The organism is Pseudomonas sp. BJP69 (genome assembly GCF_007633355.1).
Taxonomy (GTDB): domain Bacteria; phylum Pseudomonadota; class Gammaproteobacteria; order Pseudomonadales; family Pseudomonadaceae; genus Aquipseudomonas; species Aquipseudomonas juntendi.
In genome coordinates this window covers 3,646,875-3,665,414 of record NZ_CP041933.1, presented here as the reverse complement: position 1 = coordinate 3,665,414, position 18,540 = coordinate 3,646,875, and the positions used below count along the sequence as shown (strand labels likewise).

At 60.9% G+C, this 18,540-nt stretch carries 17 protein-coding genes, 1 tRNA gene and 3 pseudogenes; 12 read left to right on the top strand and 9 right to left on the bottom strand.

Going from position 1 to position 18,540, the window contains the following annotated elements:
* Positions 1 to 226: 226 nt before the first annotated feature.
* Complete coding sequence (locus tag FPB55_RS16990) at positions 227 to 1,747, bottom strand: NCS1 family nucleobase:cation symporter-1 (protein WP_144188751.1); 1,521 nt, start codon at positions 1,745 to 1,747, stop codon at positions 227 to 229.
* A gap of 335 nt (positions 1,748 to 2,082) precedes the next feature.
* Here FPB55_RS16990 and FPB55_RS16985 point away from each other — a divergent pair, with 335 nt between their 5' ends.
* Complete coding sequence (locus FPB55_RS16985; protein WP_238706595.1) at positions 2,083 to 2,790, top strand: murein L,D-transpeptidase catalytic domain family protein; 708 nt, start codon at positions 2,083 to 2,085, stop codon at positions 2,788 to 2,790.
* Between the two features lie 27 nt (positions 2,791 to 2,817).
* Here FPB55_RS16985 and FPB55_RS16980 read toward each other — a convergent pair whose 3' ends face one another.
* The gene (locus FPB55_RS16980; protein WP_009686317.1) at positions 2,818 to 3,522 is read right to left on the bottom strand and encodes an SDR family oxidoreductase; all 705 of its coding nucleotides are present in this window, start codon (positions 3,520 to 3,522) and stop codon (positions 2,818 to 2,820) included.
* 339 nt (positions 3,523 to 3,861) lie between these two features.
* Here FPB55_RS16980 and FPB55_RS16975 point away from each other — a divergent pair, with 339 nt between their 5' ends.
* The 10 genes from FPB55_RS16975 to FPB55_RS16930 all read left to right on the top strand — a co-directional run bounded on the left by FPB55_RS16975 (position 3,862) and on the right by FPB55_RS16930 (position 12,723).
* Positions 3,862 to 5,208 (top strand): glutamine synthetase family protein, encoded by a 1,347-nt coding sequence (locus FPB55_RS16975; RefSeq protein WP_115294462.1) that lies wholly within the window; start codon positions 3,862 to 3,864, stop codon positions 5,206 to 5,208.
* A 67-nt stretch (positions 5,209 to 5,275) separates the two neighbouring features.
* Entirely contained in the window at positions 5,276 to 6,070 is a 795-nt protein-coding gene (locus tag FPB55_RS16970) for a gamma-glutamyl-gamma-aminobutyrate hydrolase family protein (RefSeq protein WP_115294461.1), read from the top strand.
* 13 nt (positions 6,071 to 6,083) lie between these two features.
* Positions 6,084 to 7,442 (top strand): aspartate aminotransferase family protein, encoded by a 1,359-nt coding sequence (locus FPB55_RS16965; RefSeq protein ID WP_009686320.1) that lies wholly within the window; start codon positions 6,084 to 6,086, stop codon positions 7,440 to 7,442.
* A gap of 144 nt (positions 7,443 to 7,586) precedes the next feature.
* Complete coding sequence (locus tag FPB55_RS16960) at positions 7,587 to 8,141, top strand: XRE family transcriptional regulator (protein ID WP_009686321.1); 555 nt, start codon at positions 7,587 to 7,589, stop codon at positions 8,139 to 8,141.
* An 83-nt stretch (positions 8,142 to 8,224) separates the two neighbouring features.
* Entirely contained in the window at positions 8,225 to 8,734 is a 510-nt protein-coding gene (locus FPB55_RS16955; RefSeq protein ID WP_009686322.1) for a ProQ/FinO family protein, read from the top strand.
* Positions 8,735 to 8,851: 117 nt separating this feature from the next.
* Positions 8,852 to 9,283 carry a GNAT family N-acetyltransferase gene (locus tag FPB55_RS16950; protein ID WP_009686323.1) on the top strand — a complete coding sequence of 144 codons (432 nt, stop codon included), beginning with the start codon at positions 8,852 to 8,854 and terminating at the stop codon, positions 9,281 to 9,283.
* A 239-nt stretch (positions 9,284 to 9,522) separates the two neighbouring features.
* Positions 9,523 to 10,161 (top strand): UvrY/SirA/GacA family response regulator transcription factor, encoded by a 639-nt coding sequence (gene uvrY / locus FPB55_RS16945; protein WP_003251380.1) that lies wholly within the window; start codon positions 9,523 to 9,525, stop codon positions 10,159 to 10,161.
* Between the two features lie 5 nt (positions 10,162 to 10,166).
* Positions 10,167 to 11,990 carry an excinuclease ABC subunit UvrC gene (gene uvrC, locus FPB55_RS16940; RefSeq protein WP_009686324.1) on the top strand — a complete coding sequence of 608 codons (1,824 nt, stop codon included), beginning with the start codon at positions 10,167 to 10,169 and terminating at the stop codon, positions 11,988 to 11,990.
* Positions 11,991 to 12,022: 32 nt separating this feature from the next.
* On the top strand, positions 12,023 to 12,583 hold the full coding sequence (gene pgsA / locus FPB55_RS16935; RefSeq protein WP_144188749.1) for a CDP-diacylglycerol--glycerol-3-phosphate 3-phosphatidyltransferase: 561 nt from the start codon (positions 12,023 to 12,025) through the stop codon (positions 12,581 to 12,583).
* Positions 12,584 to 12,647: 64 nt separating this feature from the next.
* Positions 12,648 to 12,723 (top strand) — tRNA-Gly (locus FPB55_RS16930).
* A 102-nt stretch (positions 12,724 to 12,825) separates the two neighbouring features.
* Here the strand turns inward: FPB55_RS16930 and FPB55_RS16925 are convergent.
* Complete coding sequence (locus FPB55_RS16925; RefSeq protein WP_144188747.1) at positions 12,826 to 13,341, bottom strand: autoinducer binding domain-containing protein; 516 nt, start codon at positions 13,339 to 13,341, stop codon at positions 12,826 to 12,828.
* 310 nt (positions 13,342 to 13,651) lie between these two features.
* Between FPB55_RS16925 and FPB55_RS16920 the strand changes: the two are divergent.
* Positions 13,652 to 13,820: pseudogene (locus FPB55_RS16920) on the top strand (IS66 family transposase); the annotation flags it as partial.
* Between the two features lie 7 nt (positions 13,821 to 13,827).
* Here FPB55_RS16920 and FPB55_RS26730 read toward each other — a convergent pair.
* The 6 genes and pseudogenes from FPB55_RS26730 to FPB55_RS16885 all read right to left on the bottom strand — a co-directional run.
* Positions 13,828 to 14,113, bottom strand: a pseudogene (locus FPB55_RS26730) (type VI secretion system tip protein VgrG); the annotation flags it as partial.
* Between the two features lie 25 nt (positions 14,114 to 14,138).
* Positions 14,139 to 14,626: pseudogene (locus FPB55_RS16910) on the bottom strand (ParA family protein); the annotation flags it as partial.
* Positions 14,627 to 15,303: 677 nt separating this feature from the next.
* Positions 15,304 to 15,693 (bottom strand): SMI1/KNR4 family protein, encoded by a 390-nt coding sequence (locus FPB55_RS16900; RefSeq protein WP_009686332.1) that lies wholly within the window; start codon positions 15,691 to 15,693, stop codon positions 15,304 to 15,306.
* Positions 15,690 to 16,814: a filamentous hemagglutinin gene (locus tag FPB55_RS16895; RefSeq protein ID WP_144188745.1), complete on the bottom strand. Its 1,125-nt coding sequence runs from the start codon at positions 16,812 to 16,814 to the stop codon at positions 15,690 to 15,692. Before FPB55_RS16895 ends, FPB55_RS16900 begins: the two co-directional genes overlap by 4 nt.
* 4 nt (positions 16,815 to 16,818) lie before the next feature.
* Entirely contained in the window at positions 16,819 to 17,175 is a 357-nt protein-coding gene (locus tag FPB55_RS16890; RefSeq protein ID WP_009686334.1) for a DUF4150 domain-containing protein, read from the bottom strand.
* A 1-nt stretch (position 17,176) separates the two neighbouring features.
* Positions 17,177 to 18,532 (bottom strand): DUF2169 domain-containing protein, encoded by a 1,356-nt coding sequence (locus FPB55_RS16885; RefSeq protein ID WP_144188743.1) that lies wholly within the window; start codon positions 18,530 to 18,532, stop codon positions 17,177 to 17,179.
* Positions 18,533 to 18,540 lie beyond the last annotated feature (8 nt).

Here is an 18,540-nt window from a genome sequence, read left to right as displayed (position 1 = left end):
GACAGGTCATTTGGCTGGGCGGTCATGGTCCACCCATCAGCAATACCCACCACGGGGTCTATTGGATGCACGGGGACAAAAAAATAGTTGCCTGCAAATGGCCGGCCGGCAGCGGGCAACCAAAGCCCGGGAGTAGGGTGGTGTCGTCTGGCGCGGTTACGTGGGTGGCCCTGCGGGCTAAGGGCCAGCATCACTGGCCCTCATCAGTCGGCTGATCGTGCCCCGGTCAGTGATGCGCGCTATCCACCGCAATGCTCTCGCCGCTCACCGCGAGGTAGCTGGCGTTGCGGTTGGCGAGGGCGTAGTGGATCAGCCCACCCAGGCCGGCGCCGAAGAACCAGGAGAACTGCGACAAGGTCTCGAAGGCTGGGACCAGCGCCAGCACGATGGCGATCAGTGCCGCCGGCACGAATGCCGCAACGGCGCGCAGGTTGACCCCGCCGCTGTAGTGGTAGGCCGCCTGCCTGCTTTCGCTGTACAGCTCCGGCAGGTTCACCCGGCTGCGGCGTACCAGGTAGTAGTCGGTGACGATGATGCCGTACAGCGGGCCGAGCAGGGCGCCCAGGCCACCGAGGAAGTACACGATCACTGAGGGGCTGTTGTAGAGGTGCCAGGGCAGGATCACGACCGCAATGGCGGCACTGAGCAAGCCTGCGCGGCGGAAGTTCAGCAGGTTGGGTGCCAGGTTGGTCAGCACGTAGGCCGGGGCGACGAAGTTGGCCATGATGTTCACTGCCACGGTCACGATCAGGAAAGCCAGGCAAGCCAATACCAGGCCGGCGGTGTTGGGGATGGCCGCAACGATTTCGGTCGGGCTCTGCACCAGCTTGCCATCAATGCTGAACTGCGCACCGGCCAGTACCACCGCTATCAGAGCAAAACCAAGCATGTTCACCGGCAGGCCCCAGAAGTTGCCTACGCTGATGGTGCGCCGGTCCGGGCAATTGCGCGTGAAGTCACAGAAGTTGAGAATCATGGTGCCGTATAGCGAGACCCACAGCGCAGCAGCGCCGAGCACTTTCAGCCACATGGCCGAACCGGTCGGGGCATTGCCGCTGGACCAGGCGATCGACAAGCCGCTGCGCCAGTACATCCAGCCGGCCAGGCTGGCGAAGGCGACCAGAATGATCGGCCCGGCCAACGACTCGAAGCGGCGCACCATTTCCATACCGTAGGCGAAGATCGCCACCTGCACGCACCAGATGCCGAGGAAGGTGACCCAGCCCAGGCTCGACAGCCCGAGGATGCTGTTCTGGTCGTAGGCCTTGAGTTCTGGGGCGATGGCGGTGAGCAGTACACGCAGCACCACCGAAGCCAGGTAGGTCTGGATGCCGAACCAGGCAATGGCGATCACTGCGCGGATCAGTGCCGGAATCTGGGCACCATGGATGCCGAAGCTGATGCGGCACATGACCGGGTAGGGCAGGCCGGTTTTCTGACCCATGTAGCCGGAAAGGTTCATCAAGCCGTAGATCACCAAGGCACCGAGGGCGAAGGCGGCCAGGATCTGCGCCCCGCTCATGCCCAGGGCGAACAGCCCGATGGCGAACGAGTAGTTGGCCATGTTGTGCACGTCGTTGGTCCACAGCGCGAACAGGCTGTAGCGACCCCAGGTGCGCTTGGCGGCACGGGTCGGGGCCAGGTCGGCACTGTACAGGCGCGGGCTCAATGTGACCTGGCCGGGGTCGGCCGTGGCGGTGGGGCGTGCATCAAGCTGGCTAACATCGGAACGCGAAATCGACGCCATCGGGACTCCATGATGGTTGTGTACTTTTGTTTTTGGATTTGTATACAAACAAGATTCGTACCAATCGGTCAGGCGCAGGTAATTACAGCGGGTTGCCGGTCTCTAGCCGATCATTGCCTAGCGGGCGCGTATTTGAGTTGGGAATTTTGTGCACATTTCAGGTGCGCATTTGTTACCCCGCGCGCCAAGCCGAGGCGCTTGCTGTGAACAACGCAGATACACTCAGGCCATTGGTCAGCAAATGATCGGCAAATGGCCTGAAAGCGAACACAGTAGCCGCATTTGGCTGCAAGCAACGGCTGCACAGGCCCGTTTTCCAACAGGGATCCGTATCGATGTTCACCTCAGTGCGCCGCGCTGTGCGGCTTGCGATGGCCATTGCCGGCCTGTTCATTCTCGGTGCCTGGCAGAGCGCTCAGGCGCAGTCGCTGCCCAGTGCTGCCGAGCTGCAGCGGTTGGCACCCGCCGCCAGTCTGGCGACCTTGGCCCTGGCGCTTACCGCCTATCACTGTGCGAGCCAGGGGGGAGGGGACAAATTGCTGACCGTTATCGATTATTCCAGGGCCTCGCGTGACAAGCGCTTGTGGGTGTTCGACCTGCGCGCCAGGCAGCTGTTGTTCGAAGAGTGGGTCACCCATGGCAAGAACAGCGGCGCCGATCTGCCGAACGCGTTTTCCAACGCGCCGAACAGTTACCAGTCCTCCGTCGGCCTTTATCAAACCGGCCAGGCCTACAATGGCAAGCATGGGCGCTCGTTGCGCCTGCAGGGGCTGGAGCCAGGGTTCAATGACAACAGCATGGCGCGGGCGATCGTCATGCACGCCGCAGCGTACGCCGACCCCAGCGTGGTGCCTAGCCTCGGCCGCCTCGGGCGCAGCCAGGGTTGCCCTGCCGTGCGCCCGGCGATTGCCGAGCAATTGATCCACACGCTGCAACGCGGCAGCTACGTGTTCGCCTACTACCCGCAGCAGGCGTGGCTGAAGCACTCGCGTTACTTGGACGCCCAACGTTGCGTGGCAAGCCCATCGATCGCCGGCAAGTGACGAGGCGCGCTTACCTCGTCAGCAGCCTCACACGCTACGCGTCAGGCCGCCGTCGACCTTGATGTTCTGCCCAGTCATGTAGGCAGCACCCTCGCTGGCAAGGAACGCGATGGTGGCGGCAATTTCTTCGGGGGTGCCGTAACGCTTGAGCGGTACGCTGTCGCGGCGTTGCTCTGTGGCCGGCAAGCTGTCTATCCAGCCGGGCAGCACGTTGTTGATGCGCACGTTATCGGCGGCGTAGGTGTCGGCGAAGATCTTGCTGAAGGCCGCCAGCCCCGAGCGGAACACCGCGGAAGTGGGGAACAGGTCGCTCGGCTCGAATGCCCAGGCGGTAGAGATGTTGATGATCACGCCACCCTTTTGCCGCTGCATATAGGGCGTCACCAGGCGTGTCGGGCGAATGACATTGAGCAGGTAAGTGTCCATGCCTTTGTGCCAGTCCTCGTCGCTGATCTCCAGGATGGGCGCACGTGGGCCGTGCCCCGCGCTGTTGACCAGCACATCGATGCGGCCCCATTTGCCGACCACAGCGTCTACCAGGCGCTGCAGGTCTTCAACCGACTGGTTGCTACCGGTAACGCCGATGCCGCCAAGCTCCGCCGCCAGGGCCTCGCCCTTGCCCGATGAAGAAAGGATGCCCACGTTAAAACCATCCGCGGCCAGGCGCCGGGCTGCGGCGGCACCCATGCCGCTGCCACCGGCCGTGATGATTGCAACTTTGTCTACTGTCATGCTGCCTCCCAGGTTGGCGTTCATTTGATTGCGTAAGTGCTTCCACCATAGCAGCGCCCTCGGGTGGCAAGTGAGACAGTCCAGCTTCTCTGAGCCAGTAGTTAAGCTACTGGCTTTTTGCGCGTGGCAGGGGCCAAGTCGCGCAGACGCAGACCGGCGGCACGCAGATGATCTTGACGCGTGAAATTTTTAATGTATTTTTTCATGAAAAATATCTACGAAAATTTCACGAGCGCCCAGGCTATTGAAGCCGTGCCAGAGGTTGAAGCCCTTGCAAATGCGGGCGGCATTCAAGGGCGAGTCTTCACTTGAGTTGGTTCACCTCACAAGGACAAGAACATGAGTGCCCCCTCTGCGGATTTGCTGCTTGAAGTGCGTGCGTTTCGGGCGCAGCACCCGGCCATACGTTATGTCGACCTGATTGCGCTGGACATTCCCGGGCATTTCTACGGCAAGCGCTACCCCATCGACATGCTGGAAAAGGTTGCAGCTGGGGCACCGCTGAAGCTGCCGCAGAACTGCGTGCTGCTGGGTACCCAGGGCGGCCTTTACCCCATAGGTGACTACTGCTTTGCCGACGGCGACCCGGATGCTGTACGGCGGCTGGTGCCAGGTACGCTGAAGCCGGTGCGCTGGGAAAAAGAACCGATCGCCCAGATGCTGATCACCTCCGACGGCACCGCCAGGCCGATCGAGTTCGAGCCACGGGAAGTGCTGGCCCGCGTGCTGCAGCGCCTGGCCAGGCGTGGGATACGCCCGGTGGTGGCGTTCGAGCTGGAGTTTTACCTGTTCGATCGCGCGCTGGACAACGGCTTGCCCTGTTACCCGCGTGACACTGCCAGCGGCGACGCAGACGACCAGCCGAACATGCACATCGAGCGCCTCTCGCGCTTTTCCTCGGTGTTGCATGAAATGGTCGATGGCGCCAATGAGCAAGGCGTGCCGGCGAACGTGATCACTGCCGAGCTGGGCCCAGGCCAGTTCGAAATCAACTTCTCGCACAGCGACGATGCCCTTGCCGCGGCTGACTGGTCGGCACTGTTCTGCCGCAGTACCCGGGGCATTGCGCTGAAGCACGGCTACCGCGCCAGTTTCATGAGCAAGCCCTACCTGGATGCGCCAGGCAGCGGCATGCACGTGCACGTCAGCCTGTACGACAACGACGGCAACAACCTGCTCGCCGCTGCCGAACAGCGCAAGCTGCGCCATGCGGTGGCGGGGTGCCTGGAACTGCTGCCGCACTGTATGCCGATTTTTGCCTCCAACCACAACGCCTACCGCCGTTACGGTGCCATGGTCAACGCCGCGAGCAAGGCCAGCTGGGGCTTCGAAGACCGTGATGCGTGCATTCGCATCCCCGAATCCGACCCGCGCAACCTGCGCATCGAGCACCGCCTGGCAGGCGCAGATGCCAACCCGTACCTGGTGCTGGCGGCCATTCTCACCGGCATGGAGTACGGCCTGGAGCGGGGCGTCGAGCCCATCGCCCCGCTGAATGACGACCGCCAGAGCGGCATCGACTTCCCCAAGGACCCGCTCAGCGGCCTGGCCGCCATGCGTCATCACCCGGTGCTGGAGCAAGGCCTGGGCAGCGAGTTCGTGATGGTCTACTGCGAAAACAAGTACCAGGAGCAACTGGACTTCATGCGCCACATCGATGCCCGCGAGTATCGCTGGTTCCTGTAGCGCCTGCGGTTCGCCCTCATCCCTTGCCAACCTAAACCACGCGCAATACCCATTGCCGGAGGACGCTATGCCACGTGTGCCCGTGATCGGCATCACCGCTTGCACCACCATGAGCGGGCAGCATGCCACCCAGACCATTGCCGAGAAGTATGCACGTGCGGCAGCCAAGGCGGCGTGCGGCCTGCCCATCGTGATACCCAGCCTGGGCGAGCTGCTCGACAGCGCCGACATCCTCGCGGTGGTGGACGGGCTGATCTTTACCGGTTCGCCGTCCAATATCGAGCCGTTTCACTACCACGGCGCGGCCAGTGCCGAGGGCACCCTGCACGACCCGCTGCGGGACGCCACCACGTTACCGCTGATGCGCGCGGCGATCGCCGCCGGCGTGCCGGTGCTGGGCATCTGCCGTGGTTTTCAGGAAATGAACGTGGCACTGGGCGGCACCCTGCACCAGAACGTGCATGAGGCTGGCGCATTCATGGACCACCGCGAAGGCGCGGGCGAGCCGATCGACAAGCAATACGGCCCGCGCCACACCATGCATGTGCAGCCAGGTGGTTTGCTCGAACGCCTGGGCTTGCCGGCAGTGTTCGAGGTCAACTCCATCCACGGCCAGGGCATCGATGCACTGGCGCCTGGGCTGAGGGTGGAGGCGCTGGCGCCTGACGGCCTGGTGGAGGCGATCTCGCTGGACAACGGCCAGGGCTTCAGCCTGGCCGTGCAATGGCACCCCGAGTACCAGGTCATGGACAACCCGCAGTACCTGACCCTGTTCCAGGCGTTTGGCGCGGCATGCCGCCAGCGCTCGCTGCTGCGCCAGAACCGCAAGCAACCCACCGCGCAGCGCGCCTGCGCGACCTGACGGAGTGAAGACAATGAGTGCACAGAATTCGCAGACCCAGGCCTGGCAAGCGCTTAGCCGCGACCACCACCTGGCGCCGTTCAGCGATGTTAAACAGTTGGCCGAGAAAGGCCCGCGCATCATCACCCAGGCCAAGGGCGTATACCTGTGGGATAGCGAGGGCAACAAGATCCTCGATGCCATGGCTGGCCTGTGGTGCGTGGCGGTCGGCTATGGCCGCGATGAGCTGGCCGAGGTCGCCAGCCGGCAGATGAAGCAGCTGCCGTACTACAACCTGTTCTTCCAGACCGCGCATCCACCGGCGCTGGAGCTGGCCAAGGCGATCGCCGACCTGGCCCCGGCCGGCATGAACCATGTGTTCTTCACCGGCTCCGGTTCCGAAGGCAATGACACCGTGCTGCGCATGGTGCGCCACTACTGGGCGCTGAAAGGCCAGCCCGACAAGAAGGTGATCATCGGCCGCATCAACGGCTACCACGGCTCTACCGTGGCAGGCGCTGCCCTGGGGGGCATGAGCGGCATGCACCAGCAGGGCGGGGTGATCCCGGATATCGTGCATATCCCGCAGCCGTACTGGTTCGGCGAAGGCGGCGACATGACCGAGGCCGACTTCGGCGTGTGGGCCGCCGAGCAACTGGAGCGCAAGATTCTGGAGGTGGGCGAAAACAACGTCGCAGCCTTCATCGCCGAGCCGATCCAGGGTGCCGGGGGCGTGATCATTGCGCCGGACACTTACTGGCCGAAGGTCAAGCAGATCCTTGCCAAGTACGACATCCTGTTCGTGGCCGATGAAGTGATCTGCGGCTTTGGCCGCACCGGGCAGTGGTTCGGTACTGACTACTATGACCTTGAGCCCGACCTGATGACCATCGCCAAGGGCCTGACTTCGGGCTACATACCGATGGGCGGTGTGATCGTGCGTGACGAGGTGGCGCGGGTCGTCAGCGAAGGTGGCGATTTCAACCACGGCTTTACCTATTCCGGCCACCCGGTGGCCGCGGCGGTGGCGCTGGAGAACCTGCGCATCCTGCGCGACGAGCAGATCATCACGCAGGTGCAGGATAAGACTGCGCCTTACCTGCAGCAGCGCCTGCGTGAGCTGGCCGACCACCCATTGGTCGGTGAGGTGCGCGGCCTGGGCATGCTGGGCGCGATCGAGCTGGTAAAAGACAAGGCCAGCCGCACCCGCTACCCAGGCAAAGGCGTGGGCATGATCTGCCGCCAGCACTGCTTCGACAACGGCCTGATCATGCGCGCGGTGGGCGACACCATGATCATCGCACCACCTTTGGTGATCAGCCTTGCCGAGATCGACGAGCTGGTGGCAAAGGCGCGCAAATGCCTCGACCTCACGTATGAGGCTGTTCGCTGAGCGGCAGGTGGCATCAGCGGGGCTGCAAAGCGGCCCCGGTTTGCCTGGCTGGCACGCAGCAAGGCCTGGAAGCATTTTGCTTTGCAGGTTGAATCCTGTACTTTTCAGGGCATTGTTTTTCCGTCCGAACGTCGCGATTCAACTATGAAAGTGCACGAAGAAATCGAAGGCCTGGCAGTACTGATTCGCGACCTGCGTAAGTTCAAGGGCCTGACCCTTGGCGAGCTGGCCCAGCGTATCGGCCGCTCGGTGGGGTTCCTGTCCCAGGTTGAGCGCGGTGTTTCGCGCCCGACCGTCGCCGACCTGACGGCCATCAGCGAAGAGCTCGGTGTGTCGACTGCCTACTTCTACAAGCTGGCCAAGCCCCGCGAGCTCGGCTGGGTTACCCGCCCGCACGAGCGCCGCACCTTGCACCTGGCCGGTGGCATCACCGACGTGCTGGCATCCCCCAGCATCAGTGGCGCCTTCTCCATGCTCGATAGCCACCTCGAACCTGGGGCGAGCAGTGGCGAGGAGTACCTGGACGACAGTTCAGAGCAGGGGTGTTTCGTGCTCGAAGGCGAATTGACCGTGTGGCTCGACGGCGGTGAGCCCGTTACCCTGCGCGCCAATGACAGTTTCCAACTGCAGCCACATGCCAGCTTTCGTTATGCCAACCTGACCGGCAAACCAACGCGGGTGTTGTGGGTATTCAGCTGATGGAAAGATGACCTGCAAACACTGGGGTGGCTGCTTGGGTTATCCTTGCACCCCGCAATCAACCACAAGCAGTGAATTGAACGATGGGTTTTGAACAACTAGCAGAGCTACGCGACCGCCTGCGGGCGGAGAAACAGCAGGTAAAGGCCGAAAGCGCGAAACAGCCAAAGCGCAAGCCGTCCCCGCAGGCGAAGCCGCGCGAACAGGATCCGGCGGTCGCTGCGATCTGGCCTTTGCAGAAGCATTTTCCCCTGGCCTTCCCGGTCAACCCGGCCCCCAAGGTGCCGCTCAAAGAAGGCATCTTCAAGGATGCCGAGCAACACCTGGAGCTGCTCGGGCTTACCCGTGAACAGCTGAAGCTGGGTATTTCCACCTGGTGCCGCGGCGCCCGGTACTGGGCCAGCATGGTGGAAAATGCACCGCGCCTGGACCTCAGTGGCCAAGCAGCGGGTACTGTGACTGCTGCACAGGCACTGCATGCCAAGCAGCAGGCTGCGCGGCACCGCAGCCAGGAACGCCGTAACCGGGCGAAGGCCAAGGCACAAGCTGCCGCCCCTGCCGCCGAGCCTGCTGGCGAGCAGCCTGAGGCCTGACCCAGCCCCTCGCCAACCTGGCGAACCTACTGATCGCCTCCGTGCATCGGTGCCCGGGGCTGCCCTGCTGGCCAGCCCCGGGCACAACGTCAACCGCGACCGTGAGCGTTGATTGACATGGGCCTGCAACTGATTCCTGCCACTACCAGCCACTGCACCTTCGCCCGCGACCTGACTCGCCGCGCCATGCTGCCTTATTACGGCCAATACGGTCTGCTTTGGGTGGAAGACGCCTTCGACCAGGCCTGGGGCTGGCGCGAGCAGTGGCTGGTGGCAGATGGCACCGCGGTGCTGGGTTACTGCAGCCTCAGCCAGGACCGCCAGGCCCTGTTCATCCGCGAGTTGCATTTGCTCCCCGAGCACCGCGGGCGCGGTGTTGGCAGTTGGGTGCTGGAGCAGTTGGCACTGTGGGCCAGGCAGCGGCAGTTGCCGCTGCTCAGGCTGATGGTGTTTCGCAGCAATCCGGCACGCCGCCTTTACCAGCGCCATGGGTTTATCGAGATGGGCGAAGACGATTGCTTCGTGCGTATGCAGCGCGCTATCGAGTGATCGTCAGGCGCTGGCGTGTCCAGCGCGAACGGCGTAGGCATCAAGGATCCATATCGACGATCAGCCGGCGCGTTGCCCACCTGCTCGCGCGCTTGACGGGTCATGTTAAACCCCGGTAAACAGTATGGATTCTCACAGCCGAGCGTCGGACGTTTCTGACGGAAGTAATGCGTTAGGCCCACTGTGAAAAATTTTGTTAAGGTGGCGGGATCCAATCGCCCTGCTGATGAGGTGTGTGCTTGATTAGGGTCTTAGTCGTCGATGATCACGATCTGGTACGAACCGGTATTACGCGCATGTTGGCCGACATTGACGGCCTGCAGGTGGTGGGTGAGGGGGACTCGGGCGAGTCGGCGCTCAAGCTGGCCCGTGAGCTGAAGCCAGACGTGGTGCTGATGGACGTGAAAATGCCCGGCATCGGCGGCCTGGAAGCCACTCGCAAACTGTTGCGCAGCCACCCGGACATCAAAGTGGTTGCAGTCACCGTGTGCGAGGAAGACCCGTTCCCCACGCGCTTGCTGCAGGCCGGCGCTGCCGGTTACCTGACCAAGGGCGCAGGGCTCGATGAAATGGTCCAGGCCATCCGCCTGGCATTTGCCGGCCAGCGCTACATCAGCCCGCAGATCGCCCAGCAGTTGGCGCTCAAGCCGTTCCAGCCACAAGGCTCGCCCTTCGACGCCTTGTCCGAGCGGGAAATCCAGATCGCCCTGATGATCGTCGGTTGCCAGAAAGTGCAGATCATCTCCGACAAGTTGTGCCTCTCGCCCAAGACCGTCAATACTTACCGTTATCGGATCTTTGAAAAACTCTCGGTCACCAGCGACGTCGAATTGACCTTGCTGGCCGTTCGCCACGGTATGGTTGACGCAAGCCTGTAAACCTCATGTCCCAAGTTTTTGATGCCAGCGCATTCCTGGCGACCTGCAGTGGTCGCCCCGGCGTTTATCGGATGTTCGACGTCGACGCCCGCCTGCTGTATGTGGGCAAGGCCAAGAACCTGAAAAAGCGCCTGGCCAGCTATTTCCGCAAGACCGGCCTGGCCCCCAAGACCGCCGCGCTGGTTGCGCGCATCGCCCAGGTCGAGACCACCATCACCGCCAATGAAACCGAGGCGTTGCTGCTGGAGCAGAACCTGATCAAGGAATGGCGGCCGCCTTACAACATCCTGCTGCGCGACGATAAGTCGTACCCCTACGTGTTCTTGTCTGACGGGGAGTTTCCCCGCCTGGGTATTCATCGGGGCGCGAAAAAGGCCAAGGGCCGTTACTTCGGCCCATACCCCAGCGCCGGCGCCATACGTGAAAGCCTCAGCCTGTTGCAGAAGGCCTTTTCCGTGCGCCAGTGCGAAGACAGCTATTACGCCAACCGCACCCGGCCCTGCCTGCAGTACCAGATCAAGCGCTGCAAAGGGCCGTGCACCGACTTGGTAAGCGCCCAGGAATATGCCGAGGACGTGCGCCATTCGGTGATGTTTCTGGAAGGGCGCAGCCAGCAGTTGGGCAATGAATTGAATGCCGAAATGGAGAAAGCCGCCATGGCCCTCGATTTCGAAAAGGCCGCCGAACTGCGCGACCAGATCAGCCTGCTGCGCCGCGTGCAGGACCAGCAGTACATCGAAGGTGGCACAGGTGATGTCGATGTCATCGCTGCCTTCGTCAACCCGGGTGGCGCCTGCGTGCACCTGATCAGCGTGCGCGGTGGGCGGGTACTGGGCAGTAAGAACTTTTTCCCGCAGGTGGGCATCGAGGAAGACCTGGCCGAGGTCATGGCCGCTTTTCTTTCCCAGTACTACCTGGGCAATGCAGAGCGCGAATTGCCAGGCGAGTTGATCGTCAACGTTGTCCACGAAGACTTCGCCGCCATTACCGAGGCCCTGCACACGTTGCGTGGGCGCGAGCTGACCATCAGCCATCGGGTAAGGGGCACCCGTGCCCGCTGGCAGCAACTGGCCGTGACCAACGCCGAGCAGGCGCTCAACGCTCGGCTGGCCAACCGTCAGCACATGGCGGCCCGCTTCGAGGCCCTGGCTGAGGTCCTGGGCCTGGACGAAGTGCCGCAGCGCCTGGAGTGCTACGACATCAGCCACTCCAGTGGCGAAGCCACCGTAGCCAGCTGCGTGGTGTTCGGCCCCGAGGGGCCGATCAAGTCCGACTACCGCCGCTTCAATATCGAAGGCATCACCGCTGGCGACGATTACGCCGCCATGCACCAGGCTCTGACCCGCCGCTATGGGCGTATCAAGGACGGCGAGGGCAAACTGCCCGACGTGCTGCTGGTGGACGGTGGCAAGGGCCAGCTGAACATGGCCCGCGATGTGATGCAGGAGCTGGGTTTCAGCGAACTGACCCTGCTGGGTGTCGCCAAGGGCGTCACGCGCAAGGCCGGTTTCGAAACCCTGTACCTGAACGACGTGCACCACGAATTCACCCTCAAGGGGGATTCTGCGGCCTTGCACCTGATCCAGCAGATCCGTGACGAAGCCCACCGCTTTGCTATCACCGGCCATCGCGCCCGGCGTGGCAAGGCGCGGCGGGTGTCCAGCCTGGAAGATGTTGCCGGGGTAGGGCCAAAGCGCCGCCGCGACCTGCTGAAACATTTCGGCGGCCTGCAGGAGCTCAACCGCGCCAGTATCGATGAAATTGCCAAAGCGCCCGGCATCAGCAAAAAGCTTGCCGAATCAATTTATGCCAGCCTGCATAGCGAGTAGAATGCCGGCTCAACTTGCGGCCAGTCGTACCGATGAATATTCCAAACTTGCTCACCGTTCTACGCGTCCTGCTCATCCCGTGCTTCATTCTACTGTTCTACATGCCGTACCAGTGGAGTTACATGGCCGCCAGCAGCGTGTTCGCGGTTGCCGCTGCCACCGACTGGCTGGACGGCTACCTGGCGCGTCGCCTGCAGCAAAGCACGCCCTTCGGTGCCTTCCTCGACCCGGTGGCCGACAAGCTGATGGTGGCGGTGGCCCTGGTGCTGCTGGTACAGACCCACGCGAATTTCTGGCTCACCCTGCCGGCGGCGGTGATCATCGGCCGTGAAATCGTGGTTTCGGCGCTGCGCGAGTGGATGGCCGAGCTGGGCGCGCGGGCGCACGTGGCCGTGTCCAACCTGGGCAAGTGGAAAACCGCAGCGCAGATGCTGGCGCTGGTGATCCTGCTGGGCAACCCGCCAGCGGTGACCTTCTGGGTGATTCTCGGCTATGCATTGCTGTTGGTGGCGGCGGGGCTCACACTGTGGTCGATGGCGCACTATCTGCTGGCGGCCTGGCCGCACCTGCGCGAAAGTTCGGAGCAGAAGTAAAAGTTTTTTTGAATCAAGGGGTTGACGTGGTTTTTGAAACCGCTAGAATGGCACCCATCACGACGCGGGAATAGCTCAGTTGGTAGAGCACGACCTTGCCAAGGTCGGGGTCGCGAGTTCGAGTCTCGTTTCCCGCTCCAAATATAGATTTACAGGTTTCAATTGAGGTCTGTAAATCATCGAAAATAGACGCTTCGGCGTCTTTTTTCGTTTCTGTCAGCCACGAAATTCCAAGTACATTTTCAATTACAGCGATTTCGTAGAGCTGGGTTAAAGGCCGGCCCATGTTGGCGTTCAGCCAGGCCTGCCTCCCGGGCGGCTGCCAGGTGCAGGCGCTCACCCAGCCACATGACCCACGCGGCTTTTTCGTAATGCTCGGTGATCGACAGCCTGACATGAGGGCGCAGCAGCGTCAGGCTGCTGCGGCCGCTACCGTCGTGCAGCGGCTGGATCCAGCCGTAACGCAGGCCCAGAGCATAGGCCGTCGCCCATGAGCCGGCGGCAGACTGGAATGCGTTTTCGCTCCACATCACGGGCATGTTCGAGTAGTGGCGAGTGTCTGGCCGCAAGTCCAGTGCTGCCTGGACCAATTGCGTGCCCTGTGGCGGAAGGTTGCCTGCGCTGAGCTGATGGTTCTGGCTGCTGTAGGTAAAGCTGTAGAAGGGGAACGCCAGTTCTGCAACGAGGGTAGGCAGCTGCTCGAGCAGCGCTGGCAGGTCTTGCAGGCGCTGCCAGTCCGCCGCTGTTCGGTTAATCATCGCACCTCCGTTCAAGGCAGCCCCGACGTGATCTGGAGGTGTCGTATCCAGGACGAAACTAACCGTAAAACGAGTATGAGCGTTAAATCCTACTCAATTGGTCAACTGTAGCGCCACCGCCGCGATCAAGCAAAGCGCCAGACTGTTGAACAGGGCACATAACGCTGAGATCGCGCAGAGGCGGTTTTTGCCTCGGAGTGTTTTGATCGGTGCCAGCGGCTTCCTCCTGCAAGCGGGTGAACTGGCTGCCTTTGTGGAAGACACGGCTCACGCGCCAATGATTCTGGGCCAATTGAAACGCTGGCTGTACAACGGTGCGGAGCGTGCGATCGAGCCATTTGTCATCGGGCGCAGGGCACGGCTGTTCATCGCTGCGCCCAAGGCCGCCAAGGTCAACGGCCAGGAGCTCTATGCGCCTACACTACGTACCTGAGCGCCTGCCTTATGCGTCGTTGGTCGCTGACTATGCCCTTCTGCCTGGAACTGGATTACGTCCTGGCCGATACCCGGGATGGCCACCGCTCCCCAATTGCCACCGGCCCAACCCTGGGATACCCGCACCCAGCTAGAGCTGAGTTTGTTGTTTGTTGCTTTCCCGGTCCTAGGGGAAGCTGACCATGACCCGGCCCCATTCATCGCAATAGATCTCCTCACCAGGCGGCCCGAGGACGGTCGCCATGTGCGGGCCGTCCACACGGGGCTTTTCGAGCGGATGGGGGGACCACTGGGTTTTGGCGGGAACAAGTTGGGCGGTTTGCTCATAGCGCGTGCCTTAATGGACGCCAGGTTCCTGAGCACTGCAGGGTGCCCCGGCTCAGTCCGCGGGCCGCGAGGATATCCGGCGTGACCGGCGACAGCACCAGGTCGGACGCCAGAATCGCCATCTCCAGCAGTACGTTGCGTGCGCCCTGTGTATCGATAACAACAGGTGGTAGTGTGGCCGGACCAGTGACCGCAGGTTACGCAGCCGCAGGCGGCCATCCGGTGCATGCAAAAGTAGGGTGTTCAACTGGCCTTGCACGTCATTCGACACCACCAGGTCCAGGCCCTCGATGGCGGCGCGGCAGATCAGTTGCGAGCGGCTGGATTCGTTGTAGGCCAGCAGTTCGTAACACCCAGCCGGTGCCCGATGGGGCAAGGTGTAGTAGCTGGACAGGGTAGGCTGCACACTCAAGTCCAACAACAGCACCCGTAACCCGGCGTCGGCGGCCAAGCCGCCCAGGTTGGCAGCGGCGGTCGTCTTACCCACCCCGCCTTGCGTAGTTGTGTGCACGCTTGAAGCCAGCCTTACGCTCCACGTCGGGGCGGCGGAGGATACGGTGTTCGGTGTCGAGCACCTGTGCTTGGATGGGCCGGGTCATCTTTGACTCTCCTGGACGTTCGTTGACGTCGATTGAGGATGTGCCCGCATTCAGCGCCTGCCGCAGCCATCACGCAGCAAAAAATGCGGAACACGCACTCACCGGATAGATGACCGCGCCGCGCTCACAAGACGTTAAGGAGAAATCCCCTACAACTTATCCCGTTGTCATCTGGCATCGATGCGCCGCTATCCAGCAACGAATGCCCTATCCAGCGCCCCCCGGGCAGATCGCGGCAAGAAGAAAGGCGTTTGGCTTTTGTTTGTGGGTATGGGTAACGTTCGCCCGTAGCGAGCAGAGTTAGTCGGATCTACCGCACATTATCTGTTTGGTCAACTTTTTTACCTAATGACAATGTAAGTGCGCGGGGAATATCAACTTGTCGTCATGCAGCGACAAGTTGAATGGGGGATTTCTTTACTCTAGCTTGTTACGCAGGCTAGTGATAATTCGATTCCAGTAGCGCACAGCCTCAAAGTGCTGCTGTCTCGTTAACCAGATTTTGTTTTCAGGGCTTATCGGATCACCACCAATGATAGCGGGTTTAATCTCGAATAGCTCCATGCCTTTAGGCCGTGAGTGCTTATTCTTGTCAATCATTTTAGTCCGCCAATTGAGCAAACAGATCGGGAAGATCACTCGCTACCGAGATGGCATACTGACGATCCATTCCTATAAATGGAATCCGAACTATCGGCAGTGCTGCATTCAATGTGTCAAATCCATATCCTTCGCCTCCGCCGTTAGAGGCGAACAAAAATATGCCTGGTGCATACGTCTCGACCTCATATTCGCGATTGAAGTCGACGACTTCTTCTGCTTTCCAGAAAATTATGTAATTGTCACCAATGAATCCCTCGCCACCATCGTGCTCTTTAAGGAATTCAATATAACTCTCGGGAAGTGTCGCTGCCAAGTTTTTTGATAGATTGTCAATGGTCGACATTTCAGCTGGACCATTGAGTTGTCCCTCTGTTAGGTCGTATTTCATGGTTTGTCTCCTAAGTCTTTCTGCAATTGATTCCACCAAGGAGTTACCTGCTGCCGATGAACATCCCGAGGTAGGATAACTTTATTGGCGGGTTCGGTTGGACTTCCACCAAATTTTACTGGATTTATTTCATGCACGTCCACAGGTTTACCTGCAAGTCCTTGTTCTCGACGGAGAGCTCTATTGGCCTTATTGGCAGCCTCTCTGGCGGAATTGTACTCCGCACCCTCCAGTAATCTGAATGGCCCTTGCGGTACGGGAACGCCCGCTGGATAGCCTGTCCAATCTGAAATTGAAAAACTTCCGTCCGGTGTATCGTTAGAAATACGAGACGTGGCATCTTCAGCAGCACGGGTAGCAGTTGCTTTTGCACCATCCTTGCTATTGGATGCCACGCCTTCTGCGCGTTTTATAGCACGCTCGGAGCCTTCCTTGGCTGTCTTCTCAGCGGCTTCCTTAGCGGCTCGGTTTGCCATCTCATTGGCGGCCTTGGCCGACGCTTCCGCGACCGCTTTCGTGCCATATCGTCCGACTTTACCTGCCGTACCCAGGTAACCCACGAACGGAATAGCTGAAAGCAATGCCAAGGCAGCGCCCGCATAATCACCCCGTGAAAGGCTGATGCCCGCGTTGGAAACATCGGCAAACTCACCTATCACTGGAATTAGGCCAACAATATCCAGCCCCAGCTGAAGGCCGTCCAGCATCTGCTCGCCCGTTATGCCTTCTTCCGGTGTCTCGATCTCCACGTCAGCATTTGAGTCGTCAGCAGCTTTACCCATCGCGGGTGTTTCCCCGTTTACGCGCCCCAGCGTGTTGCCGTTGGGCGACGTGATGGCGCCACCGTTACCTGCGTATGGGTAGAGCTCAGCGTAGGTGGGTATGTCTTGTAGGTCTGCCAGTTCTCTATGAAACGCCTCTTGACGCAACGCTTCGTATTGTTCCTCGTTGAGTTCCAGGGCTTTGCCCCACTCGTTGAGCCCATCGGCAAAGTCCACCAGCACTTTGCCGGCGCCATCAGTCTGCACAAACATCCTGTCTGGGCCGTTTGGCAGCTTACGTAGCGATACTCCCTGTACCTGGACATGCAGCGTGTCCAGTTGAATGGGCTGCTCACTCATGGCATCAACTTCCATTCATCCAGAACAGGTCCCCATGGCGAACCAAGTGACACCCTTCCGCACGCACGGAACTACTGTGCTCCAACGGGTGGCATTTGCCTTCGACGGTACCGCTCTTGACGCCTTTGGCTTGGCCAGCGGCGTCACCGATGGTCTTGGGAGTGAAACTGCGCTTGTAGACAACCACCGGATGGCCATTGGCGCGCACGCTTTTCGCCACACCGGTGCTTGTATTCAGCTCTGCCGTGACCGGATAGGGCACGGGTGGAACGCTGCTGCCCATCGGTGTTTTGCAAACGTCTGGCGCGATGCTGATGACCGTCCATTTAGTCTGCTGCCGGGCCATTACGGTATCGGCCATATCAGACGTGCTCCCTGCCGCGGTGTGGGGCGCGCCGAATGATGGGAGCGTCGGGATTGGTTTCGAAACGCGCCTCGAGCACGCGGATATCAAGCGAATTGGAGAGGCTGATGCGGTGCGTCATCGACAGAGTCATGGCATCGGTGTCGATGCGCAATGTGTCGGTGAGCATTGGCAGCGGCAGTATTCCGCCGTTGGTCATGCGCATTAGCACGAAGGGGCGGTGGCCTGGAAGCTGGACTTCACAGTGCCCATCCTGGCTCAGGGATGGATTAATCAAGTTGAACAGGGCAACGCGTGCATCTGGTGTAGGAAAAGCAACTTGCTGGTCAACCGGGGCTCCATTCCAGTAGCCGAAATCGAAGTCCTGTGGCAATCCCGGCCAGTGATTGTCTTCCCAACTTTCGTCATAAGTGCCAGCAAGTGCCAAGCGCGGTGCCCAGGCGCGACCAACGCTGCCGAAGCCGGCTGGCCTGCAGCCATAGGAGGCAGCTACCTCAGCCATAGCAGCGGCATTCAGCGGGCCAGCTGGATGCCGCGAGCGCAACAGGCGCTCGATGGGGGCGTCCAAATGTTCGATCTGAGGCGCTGACAGGCTGGCGAGCTTGTCGCCGCTCTGCTCGTAGTGCAGCTTTTCATGGCGATACTCCAGCCAGCCACAGCCCAGCGGATTACTGAAGCACACTTCGTTGAGCAGGAACTCAGGGGCATCGGGGTTATGCCCATATTTGGGATTGGCGAACTGGCTGGCGCCACCAAAAGCATGTTCCCAACGCAGAGGAACGCGTGTGACAGGCTCTGGGTCGGTGAGATGCCAGCCGAAGAAGTTGTGATGAAATTTTCGTGGACCGGTGAAGCGCAGCGTCTTGTCCAGTAACACGATTGGCGTGAGCTGTTCCCTGTTGCGACGCCGAGCTTCTAGTACTTCTGCTTGGTGTGCCTGCAGTTCATCGGCGGTCAGGTAAACATTCGGTGCGCGCTTCGGGGGTGGTGGATCAGGGATTACTTGCTTGGGACGGGTCGAAGTAACACGGACACTGGCTTCCCACGAAGTTGCAGGTTGTCCTGCCGGCGCGTGCGCATGGCCGACGACGATGACATCGCAGCGTGGCTTGAATGGCGCCAAGTCGCTCTCTTCGACTACGGAACTGCTGCCGATCTCTGCATAATAGATATCGGCCATGCAAAGCGGCGCGGGTTCGTCATCAATGACGATGGCTCGGAGTTTGCCAGGACAGCCCTCAAACGGTTCAAGTCGATAACCGACCTTCATGGCTATGACAGGATGTTCCTGACCGTCGGGCGCGAGCGCACTGAAGCACATGACGTCAAACGGCGTCAGGTTGCGAAATTCCATCCTGGGTT